Source organism: Actinomycetospora sp. TBRC 11914 (assembly GCF_012933465.1).
Classification (GTDB): Bacteria; Actinomycetota; Actinomycetes; order Mycobacteriales; family Pseudonocardiaceae; genus Actinomycetospora.
Genome location: NZ_JABBND010000036.1, coordinates 19,053 through 28,532 on the forward strand (window position 1 = coordinate 19,053; position 9,480 = coordinate 28,532).

Annotated in this window: 9 protein-coding genes; all 9 read left to right on the forward strand. The window is 75.2% G+C overall.

Annotated elements, in window-relative coordinates:
• Window positions 1-29: 29 nt before the first annotated feature.
• The 9 genes from argC to tyrS are packed head-to-tail and all read left to right on the forward strand — an operon-like array spanning window position 30 to window position 9,387.
• The gene (gene argC, locus HH311_RS30270; RefSeq protein WP_169187458.1) at window positions 30-1,061 is read left to right on the forward strand and encodes an N-acetyl-gamma-glutamyl-phosphate reductase; all 1,032 of its coding nucleotides are present in this window, start codon (window positions 30-32) and stop codon (window positions 1,059-1,061) included.
• Complete coding sequence (argJ, locus tag HH311_RS30275) at window positions 1,058-2,224, forward strand: bifunctional glutamate N-acetyltransferase/amino-acid acetyltransferase ArgJ (RefSeq protein ID WP_169187449.1); 1,167 nt, start codon at window positions 1,058-1,060, stop codon at window positions 2,222-2,224. Before argC ends, argJ begins: the two co-directional genes overlap by 4 nt.
• Window positions 2,221-3,174: an acetylglutamate kinase gene (gene argB, locus HH311_RS30280; RefSeq protein ID WP_211191018.1), complete on the forward strand. Its 954-nt coding sequence runs from the start codon at window positions 2,221-2,223 to the stop codon at window positions 3,172-3,174. The genes argJ and argB overlap by 4 nt, the downstream gene beginning before the upstream one ends.
• Entirely contained in the window at window positions 3,171-4,382 is a 1,212-nt protein-coding gene (locus HH311_RS30285; protein WP_169187450.1) for an acetylornithine transaminase, read from the forward strand. The genes argB and HH311_RS30285 overlap by 4 nt, the downstream gene beginning before the upstream one ends.
• Window positions 4,379-5,368, forward strand: a complete 990-nt coding sequence (gene argF / locus HH311_RS30290) for an ornithine carbamoyltransferase (protein WP_169187451.1) — start codon at window positions 4,379-4,381, stop codon at window positions 5,366-5,368. The genes HH311_RS30285 and argF overlap by 4 nt, the downstream gene beginning before the upstream one ends.
• Window positions 5,365-5,997, forward strand: coding sequence for an arginine repressor (locus tag HH311_RS30295; protein ID WP_169187452.1), 633 nt, complete (start codon window positions 5,365-5,367; stop codon window positions 5,995-5,997). The genes argF and HH311_RS30295 overlap by 4 nt, the downstream gene beginning before the upstream one ends.
• Window positions 5,994-7,439: an argininosuccinate lyase gene (gene argH, locus HH311_RS30300; protein WP_169187453.1), complete on the forward strand. Its 1,446-nt coding sequence runs from the start codon at window positions 5,994-5,996 to the stop codon at window positions 7,437-7,439. Before HH311_RS30295 ends, argH begins: the two co-directional genes overlap by 4 nt.
• Complete coding sequence (locus HH311_RS30305; protein WP_169187454.1) at window positions 7,436-8,071, forward strand: DNA-3-methyladenine glycosylase; 636 nt, start codon at window positions 7,436-7,438, stop codon at window positions 8,069-8,071. The genes argH and HH311_RS30305 overlap by 4 nt, the downstream gene beginning before the upstream one ends.
• 38 nt (window positions 8,072-8,109) lie before the next feature.
• Entirely contained in the window at window positions 8,110-9,387 is a 1,278-nt protein-coding gene (gene tyrS, locus HH311_RS30310) for a tyrosine--tRNA ligase (RefSeq protein ID WP_312030504.1), read from the forward strand.
• The last annotated feature ends 93 nt before the right edge of the window (window positions 9,388-9,480 follow it).

The window sequence follows — 9,480 nt, forward strand, 5'->3', positions numbered from 1 at the left end:
TGCATGGTCTTCCGTGATCGTGCATAGTCATTCGCATGCGGATCGCGGTGGCCGGTGCCAGCGGCTACGTCGGAGGGGAGATCCTGCGGCTCGCGCTCGGCCATCCCCGGATGGAGGTCGGCGCGCTGACCGCGGGGGACTCCGCGGGCACCCTGCTGGGCGCCCACCAGCCCCACCTCACCTCGCTGGCCGACCGGCCGGTGGAGGCGACCACCGTCGAGGCGCTGGCGGGGCACGACGTCGTCTTCCTCGCGCTGCCGCACGGCCGCTCGGCCGAGCTCGCCGCGCAGCTGCCCGAGGACGTGCTGGTCGTCGACTGCGGGGCCGACCACCGGTTGCGGAACCCGGCGGCGTGGGAGCGCTGGTACGGCGGGACCCACGCCGGATCCTGGCCGTACGGCCTGCCGGAGCTGCCCGGGGCCCGGATGGCCCTGCGCGGCAGCCGCCGGATCGCGGTCCCGGGCTGCTACCCGACCACGGCGACGCTCGCGGCCATCCCCGCCGTCGGGTCGGGCCTCGTCGGCCCGGAGGTCAGCGTCGTCGCCTTCTCCGGCACCTCGGGGGCCGGCCGGTCGGCCAAGGCGCACCTGCTCGGCTCCGAGGTGATGGGCTCGGCGACGGCGTACGGCGTCGGCGGCTCGCACCGGCACACCCCGGAGATCATCCAGAACCTCTCGGGGCTCGGGGCCGGCCCGGTCGCGGTGTCGTTCACGCCGGTGCTCGCGCCGATGCCGCGCGGCATCCTCGCCGTGGTCAGCGCCCCGCTGGCGGATCCGGGCATCGACGCCGCCGAGGCGCGGGCCGCCTACGCCAAGGCCTACGGCGACGAGCCCTTCGTGCACCTCCTGCCCGAGGGCGTGCAGCCGGCCACCAAGAACGTGGTCGGCGCCAACACCGCACACATCCAGGTCGAGGTGGACGCCGACGCCGGGCGCCTCGTCGCCACCGCGGTGATCGACAACCTGACCAAGGGCACCGCGGGAGGCGCGATCCAGTCGGTCAACCTCGCGCTCGGCCTGGACGAGACCGTGGGCCTGCCGACCGCCGGGCTCGCGCCGTGAGCGTCACCGCCGCCGCCGGCTTCCGTGCCGCGGGCGTCCGCGCCGGCCTGCGCGCCCACGGCGACCGCCCCGACCTCGCGCTCGTCGTCAACGACGGCCCGCGCACGACGGCGGCCGGAGTCTTCACCCGCAACCAGGTCAAGGCCGCGCCCGTGCTCTGGTCGCAGCAGGTGCTGCGGGAGCAGTCGCTGCGCGCGGTCGTGCTCAACTCCGGCGGCGCCAACGCCTGCACCGGTCCCGACGGCTTCGCCGACACCCACCACACCGCGGAGAAGGTCGCCGAGGTGCTCGGGTGCGGGGCGATCGAGGTCGCCGTGTGCTCCACCGGCCTCATCGGCGAGCGCCTGCCGATCGACCGCCTGCTCGCGGGCGTCGACACCGCCGCCGGCACGCTCGACGCCGGCGCCGCGGCGGGGTCCGACGCGGCCACCGCCGTGCTCACCACCGACACCGTGGACAAGCAGGCCGCCCGGACCGCCGCGGACGGCTCCTGGACCGTCGGCGGCTTCGCGAAGGGCGCCGGGATGATGGCGCCGAGCCTCGCGACCATGCTCGTCGTCCTCACCACCGATGCGGTCCTCGAGCCCGCGGCGGCCGACCGCGCGCTGCGGGCCGCCACCGCGGTGACGTTCGACCGCCTCGACATCGACGGCTCCACCAGCACCAACGACACGGTGCTGCTGCTCGCCTCCGGCGCCTCCGGGGCGGCACCGGGGGAGGACGAGTTCACCGAGGCGCTGCGGGCGGTGTGCGCCGACCTCGCGCGCGGCCTGCAGGCCGACGCCGAGGGCGTCACCAAGCGGATCGCGGTCACCGTCACCGGGGCCGACTCCGACGCCGACGCCCTGCTCGGGGCCCGGGCCGTCGCCCGCGACAGCCTCGTCAAGACCGCGCTGTTCGGCTCCGACCCCAACTGGGGCCGGATCGCCGCCGCGGTCGGGGCCAGCGAGGCCCGGGTGGAGCCGGCGACGCTGTCGGTCACCGTCAACGGGGTCCTGCTCTGCGCGGCGGCCGCCGCGGTAGGGGACCGGTCCAAGGCCGACCTGTCCGGCCCGGAGATCACCGTCGAGGTCGACCTGGGGCTGGCCGCGGGCACCGCCACCGTGCTGACCACCGACCTCTCGCACGCCTACGTCGAAGAGAACAGCGCGTACTCCACATGACCGCCGTACCGACCACCGGGCCCGCCACCGCACCCGCCGTCGGCGCCCCACACGAGGAGGCGCAGGCCAAGGCGGCGGTGCTCGCCGAGGCCCTGCCCTGGCTGCGCGAGTTCCAGGACGCCGTCGTCGTCGTGAAGTACGGCGGCAACGCGATGGTCGACGACCAGCTGCGCCGCGCCTTCGCCGAGGACATGGTCTTCCTCCGGCTCGCCGGGATCCGTCCCGTGGTCGTCCACGGGGGCGGGCCGCAGATCACCTCGATGCTCGAGCGGCTCGACATCCCCGGCGAGTTCCGCGGCGGCCTGCGGGTCACCACGCCCGAGACGATGGACGTGGTCCGCATGGTGCTGGTCGGCCAGGTGGGCCGGGAGCTCGTCGGGCTCATCAACGCCCACGGCCCGCTCGCGGTCGGGATGTCCGGCGAGGACGCCCGGCTGTTCACCGCCGCCCGCCGCACCGCCCGGGTGGACGGCGAGGACGTCGACGTCGGGCTGGTCGGCGACGTGGTCGAGGTGAACCCGGCCGCGGTCCTCGACCTCGTGGCCGGGGGCCGCATCCCGGTGATCTCCACCGTGGCCCCGGACGCCGACGGCGTGGTCCACAACGTCAACGCCGACACCGCGGCCGGCGCGCTCGCGGTCGCCCTCGGGGCCCGCAAGCTCGTCGTCCTCACCGACGTCGAGGGCCTCTACACCGACTGGCCCGACCGTTCGAGCCTCCGCACCGAGATCGACGCCGGGGAGCTCGCCGAGCTCCTCCCCAGCCTGGCCAGCGGCATGATCCCGAAGATGGAGGCCTGCCTGCGCGCGGTCGACGGCGGGGTGCCCCGCGCCCACGTCATCGACGGCCGCGTCGCGCACTCCGTCCTGCTCGAGGTCTTCACCAGCAAGGGCGTCGGGACGATGGTCGTCCCCGCCCCGTCCACCAGCGAAGGAGGTCCCCCCGCATGACCACTGCCACACCGACCGGTGAGGACCTCCGCCGCCGCTGGTCCGACACGATGATGGGCAACTACGGCACCCCGCCGGTGAGCCTCGTGCGCGGCGAGGGCGCGCGGGTGTGGGACGCCGACGGCCGGGAGTACCTCGACCTGCTCGGCGGGATCGCGGTGAACCTCCTCGGCCACGCCCACCCCGCGGTCGTCGACGCCGTCAGCCGGCAGATCGCGACGCTCGGGCACACCTCGAACCTGGTCATCAACCCGCAGACCGTCGAGCTCGGCGAGCGGCTGCTCGCCCTGCTCGGCGCGGGCGCGGGCCGGGTGCTCATGTGCAACTCCGGCGCGGAGGCCAACGAGGCCGCCTTCAAGATCGCCCGCCGGACCGGTCGCCCGAAGATCGTCTCGACGATCGGCGGCTTCCACGGCCGCACCATGGGCGCCCTCGCGCTGACGGGCCAGCCCGCCAAGCGCGAGCCGTTCGAGCCGATGCCGCCGGGCGTCGAGTTCGTGCCCTACGGCGACGCCGAGGCCCTGCGCGCGGCGGTGGACGCCGACACCGCCGCGGTGGTCCTCGAGCCCATCCAGGGCGAGAACGGCGTGATCATCCCGCCGGAGGGCTACCTGCAGGCCGCGCGGGAGATCACCACCGCGCAGGGTGCGTTGCTCGTCGTCGACGAGATCCAGACCGGCGTCGGGCGCACCGGCGTGTGGTTCGCCCACCAGCGGGCGGGCATCGTCCCGGACGTCGTCACCCTGGCGAAGGGTCTGGGCGGCGGCCTGCCGCTCGGCGCCTGCATCGGGGTCGGGGCGGCCGCCGAGCTGCTGACCGCCGGACAGCACGGCACCACCTTCGGCGGGAACCCGGTGTGCTGCGCCGCCGCGCTCGCGGTCCTCGACACGGTGGCCCGCGAGGGCCTCCTCGACCGCGCCGACGCCCTGGGCAAGGACCTCGGCGCCCGCATCGAGGGCCTGGACCACCCGCTGGTCGACCATGTCGACACCGCCGGCCTGCTGATCGGGGTGGCGCTGACCGCCGACGCCTCGGGGCCGGTGACCAACGCCGCCCGCGACGCCGGGTACCTCATCAACGGTCCGGTCCCCGGTCGACTCCGGCTCGCGCCGCCCGCGGTCGTCACCGACGCCCAGGTCGACGCCTTCCTCGCCGACCTGCCCGACGCGCTCTCCCGCGGCGCCGCCGAGGCCGGGGATGCCCCGTGACCGCGGCGGCGCAGACCACGAGCGGTGGCCTCCGGAGCGGGGCGGCGAGCGCGCCCCGTCACCTGCTCCGCGACGACGACCTCACGCCCGCCGAGCAGGCCGAGGTCCTCGAGCTCGCCGCGACCATGAAGGCCGACCCGTTCGCCCGGCGTCCCCTCGAGGGTCCCCGGGCGGTCGCCGTCATCTTCGACAAGCCCTCCACGCGGACCCGGGTCTCGTTCGAGGTCGGCATCGGAGCGCTCGGCGGCACCCCGGTGATCATCGACGGGCGCGCGGCCCAGCTCGGTCGCGGCGAGACGATCGCGGACACCTCGCGGGTGCTCTCGCGCTACGTCGAGGCCATCGTCTGGCGGACCGGGGCCGACGCCCGCCTGGAGGAGATGGCCGAGTACGCCTCGGTGCCGGTGATCAACGCGCTCACCGACGGCTTCCACCCCTGCCAGGTCCTCGCCGACCTCCAGACGATCACCGAGCGCCACGGGCGCACCGCGGGCCTCACCATGACCTACCTCGGTGACGGCGCGAACAACATGGCCCAGTCCCTGCTGCTCGGCGGCGTGACCGCCGGCATGCACGTCCGCGTCGCCGCCCCCGACGGCTTCCGCCCCGACCCGGCGGTCGTCGACGCGGCGGTCCGGCGCGCGGGCGAGACCGGCGGCTCGGCGACCGTGCTGGAGGGGGACGGGCGCGCCGCCGCCGAGGACGCCGTCGAGGGCGCCGACGTGCTGGTCACCGACACCTGGACCTCCATGGGCCAGGAGGACGACGGCCTGGACCGCATCGCCCCGTTCCGGCCCTTCCAGCTCGACGCCGACCTCGTCGCGCACGCGGCCCCGGGGGCGACGGTGCTGCACTGCCTGCCCGCCCACCGCGGCGACGAGATCACGGCCGAGGTCATCGACGCCCCGGGCACGGCGGTGTGGGACGAGGCCGAGAACCGGCTGCACGCCCAGAAGGCCCTGCTCACCTGGCTCCTGGCGCGATGAGCCGGGTCGAGGGATCCGCCCCGGGGGCGCTGGGCGAGGAGGAGCTGGCCGGGGAGGTCCCGCCGGAGGACCGGCGGGCCGTCCGGGAGCGCCTGGAGCGCCTGCGGCCGACGTCCAGCCGGGCCTCCCGGCAGGCGCGGATCGTGGCGCTGATCAGCACCCACGAGGTGCGCAGTCAGGGCGAGCTCGCCGGGATGCTCGCCCGCGAGGGTGTCGAGGTCACCCAGGCCACGCTCTCGCGGGACCTCGACGAGCTGGGCGCGGTCAAGCTGCGCGGCGCCGACGGCGGGGTGGGGCGCTACGTCGTCCCCGACGACGGCAGCCCGGTGCGCGGCGTGACCGGCGGGACCGACAGACTGGCCCGGCTGCTGGGGGAGCTCCTCGTCTCGGCGGACCACTCCGGCAACCTGGCCGTGCTGCGGACACCGCCCGGCGGCGCCCACTACCTGGCCAGCGCGCTCGACCGGGCCTCCCTGGCCGAGGTCGTGGGCAGCATCGCGGGCGACGACACCGTGCTCGTCGTCGCCCGGGAACCGCTCGACGGCGCCGCGCTCGCCGAGCTCCTGAGCACACTGGGCACGCGGTCGGGACGACCCACGGCGACATCGCAGGAGGACGAGGACCGGTGAGCGAGGCCGAACAGCCGGGCTCCGGCGGCACGGCGGCGCTGTGGGGTGGGCGGTTCGCGTCCGGCCCCGACGCGGTGATGGCGGCGCTCTCCAAGTCGACCCAGTTCGACTGGGTGCTCGCGCCGTACGACCTCGCGGGCTCCCGGGCGCACGCCCGGGTCCTGCACGGGGCGGGGCTGCTCGACGACGCCGAGCTCGAGGGCATGCTCGACGGGCTCGCGCGGCTGGCCGACGACGTCGCCACGGGGGCGTTCACCGCCGCCGAGGGCGACGAGGACGTCCACACCGCCCTCGAGCGGGGGCTCATCGAGCGCGTCGGCCCCGAGCTCGGCGGCAAGCTGCGGGCCGGGCGCTCCCGCAACGACCAGATCGCGACCCAGCTGCGGATGTGGCTCCGCGACCGGCTCCGCGACCTCACCCGCCGGATCTGCGACGTCGTCGACGCCCTCGTGGCGCAGGGCCGGGCGCACCCGGACGCCGTGATGCCCGGACGCACCCACCTGCAGCACGCCCAACCGGTCCTGCTCGCCCACCACCTCGGGGCCCACGCTCAGGCGCTGCTGCGCGACCTCGAGCGCATCCGCGACCTCGACCGCCGCCTGGACCTCTCGCCCTACGGCTCGGGGGCGCTCGCCGGGACCTCGCTGGGCCTCGACCCGGCCGCGGTCGCGCGCGACCTCGGGTTCCGCGACGCCGTCGACAACTCCATCGACGGCACCGCCTCCCGCGACCTGGCGGCCGAAGGCGCGTTCGTCCTGGCCATGGTCGCCGTGGACCTCTCCCGCATCGCCGAGGAGCTGATCCTCTGGGCGACCGCCGAGTTCGGGTACGTCACGCTGGACGACGCCTGGTCCACCGGGTCGTCGATCATGCCGCAGAAGAAGAACCCCGACGTCGCGGAGCTCGCCCGCGGCAAGGCCGGCCGCCTCGTCGGGAACCTGTCCGGCCTCATGACGACGCTGAAGGCGCTGCCGCTGGCCTACAACCGCGACCTGCAGGAGGACAAGGAGCCGCTGTTCGACGCGGTCGCGCAGCTGACGATGGTCCTGCCCGCCATGGCCGGCATGATCCGCACCCTCACGATCCACACCGACCGCCTCGCCGCGCTCGCCCCCGCGGGCTTCACCCTGGCGACCGACATCGCGGAGTGGCTGGTCCGCCAGGGCGTCCCGTTCCGCCGCGCCCACGAGGCCGCCGGGGCGTGCGTCCGGGCGGCCGAGGCCCGGGACGTGGGACTCGACGAGCTCACCGACGCCGAGCTGCGGGCCGCCGACCCCGCGCTCACCCCCGACGTCCGGTCGGTCCTGACGGTGGAGGGCTCGATCGCCTCCCGTGACGCCCACGGCGGGACCGCGCCCAAGCGGGTCGCCGAGCAGTACGACCGCATCATGGGGGCGCTCATCGAGGCCCGCGGGTGGACGGTCCCGATCCGCCGCCGGTGAGCACGCCGACGCTCGTCGACCGCGCCGCGCTGGCCGTGGACCCGCTCGACGCGGCCCGGGTGCTGCTCGGATGCGAGCTCGTCGCCGACACCGGCGACGGCGAGGTCCGGGTGCGGCTCGTCGAGGTGGAGGCCTACCGCGGCGAGGACGACCCGGGCTCGCACTGCTACCGCGGGCGCACCGCGCGCAACGCCGTGATGTGGGGACCGGCCGGGCACCTCTACGTGTACTTCGTCTACGGCATGCACTTCTGTGCGAACGTCGTCGCGCTCGACGACGGGCGCCCGGGGGCGGTGCTGCTCCGCGCGGGGGAGGTGCTCTCCGACCCCGGGGTCGCGCACGTCCGCCGACCGACCGCGCGAGGCCGCGACGCCGAGCTCGCGCGCGGCCCCGCGCGGCTGTGCACCCTGCTCGGCCTCGGGCGCGAGCAGAACGGCGTCGACGTGCTCGACCCGTCGTCGTCGGTGCGCCTCGAGCCGGGGCGACCCGTGCCCGACGACGCCGTGCGCCGCGGCCCGCGCGTCGGGGTCGCGGCGGGGCAGGAGCGGCCGTGGCGGCTGTGGGTGGCCGGGTCGCGGGCGGTGACGCCCTACAAGCCGGGGCGGGCACGGGCCGACGGGCCGGATTGGTAGGTGTCAAGCGTCAACGGTCGACACGCGACAATGGCACCGTGACCGCACCGCACATCCTCGACGACCTCGCCTGGCGGGGGCTCGTCGCCCAGAGCACCGACCTCGACGCGCTGCGCCGCGACCTCGACGCCGGCACGGTCACCCTGTACTCGGGCATCGACCCGACGGCGCCCAGCGCTCACATCGGGCACCTGCTGCAGTGGCTGACGCTGGCCCGCTTCCAGCAGGCGGGTCACCGGCCGATCGCCCTGGTCGGCGGGGCCACGGGACTGATCGGTGACCCGAAGCCGACCTCGGAGCGCACGCTGAACGACCGGGAGGTCGTCGCGGAGTGGGTCGACAAGATCGGGCAGCAGCTGCGCCCGTTCCTCGACTTCACCGGCGAGCACGGGGCGCTGCTGGTGAACAACCTCGACTGGACCGAGGGCATCACGGCGCTGGACTTCCTGCGGGAGTACGGCAAGCACTTCCGTGTCGGGCGCATGCTCGCCAAGGAGGCCGTGAGCCGGCGCATGGAGTCCGACGAGGGCATCAGCTACGCCGAGTTCTCGTACCAGATCCTGCAGTCGCTGGACTTCCTCGAGCTGTACCGCCGCTACGGCTGCACGCTGCAGACCGGCGGCAGCGACCAGTGGGGGAACCTGACCGCCGGGATCGACCTCATCCACCGGGTGGAGGGGCGGTCGGTCCACGCCCTGGGGACCCCGCTGATCACGAAGGCGGACGGCTCCAAGTTCGGCAAGACCGAGAGCGGGACCGTCTGGCTCGACGCCTCCCTGACGAGCCCCTACGCCTTCTACCAGTTCTGGATCAACGCCGAGGACGCGAAGGTGGGGGAGTACCTCCGGGCCTTCACCTGGCTGGGGCGTGAGGAGATCGAGGAGCTCGAGAAGGCCACCGTCGAGCGGCCCCAGGCCCGTGCCGCGCAGCGGGCCCTCGCCCAGTCGGTGACGGCGCTGGTGCACGGCGAGGAGGAGGTCCGCCGGGTGGAGGCCGCGAGCCAGGCCCTCTTCGGACGGGGCGAGCTGCGCGAGCTCGACGCCGGCACGCTCGCGGCCGCGCTCGCCGAGGTGCCGTCGGCCTCGGTGGCCCGGGCCGAGAACCCCACGATCGTCGACCTCCTCGTCGGGACCGGCCTGGCTTCGGGACGGGGTGCCGCGCGCCGCACCGTCGCCGAGGGCGGCGCCTACGTGAACAACGCCAAGGTCGACGCCGAGGACTGGACGCCGACCGACGCCGACCTGCTCCACGGCCGCTGGCTCGTGGTGCGCCGGGGGAAGCGGACGACGGCGGGTGTCGAGCTCGTGTCGGGCTGATGCCGGCCACCGGTCGGGCGGAGACGCCGTCCGACCTGCGACGACGGCCCTACCGGTACCCCCCTGGAATGGCCCCCAACCCCGCCCTGTAAT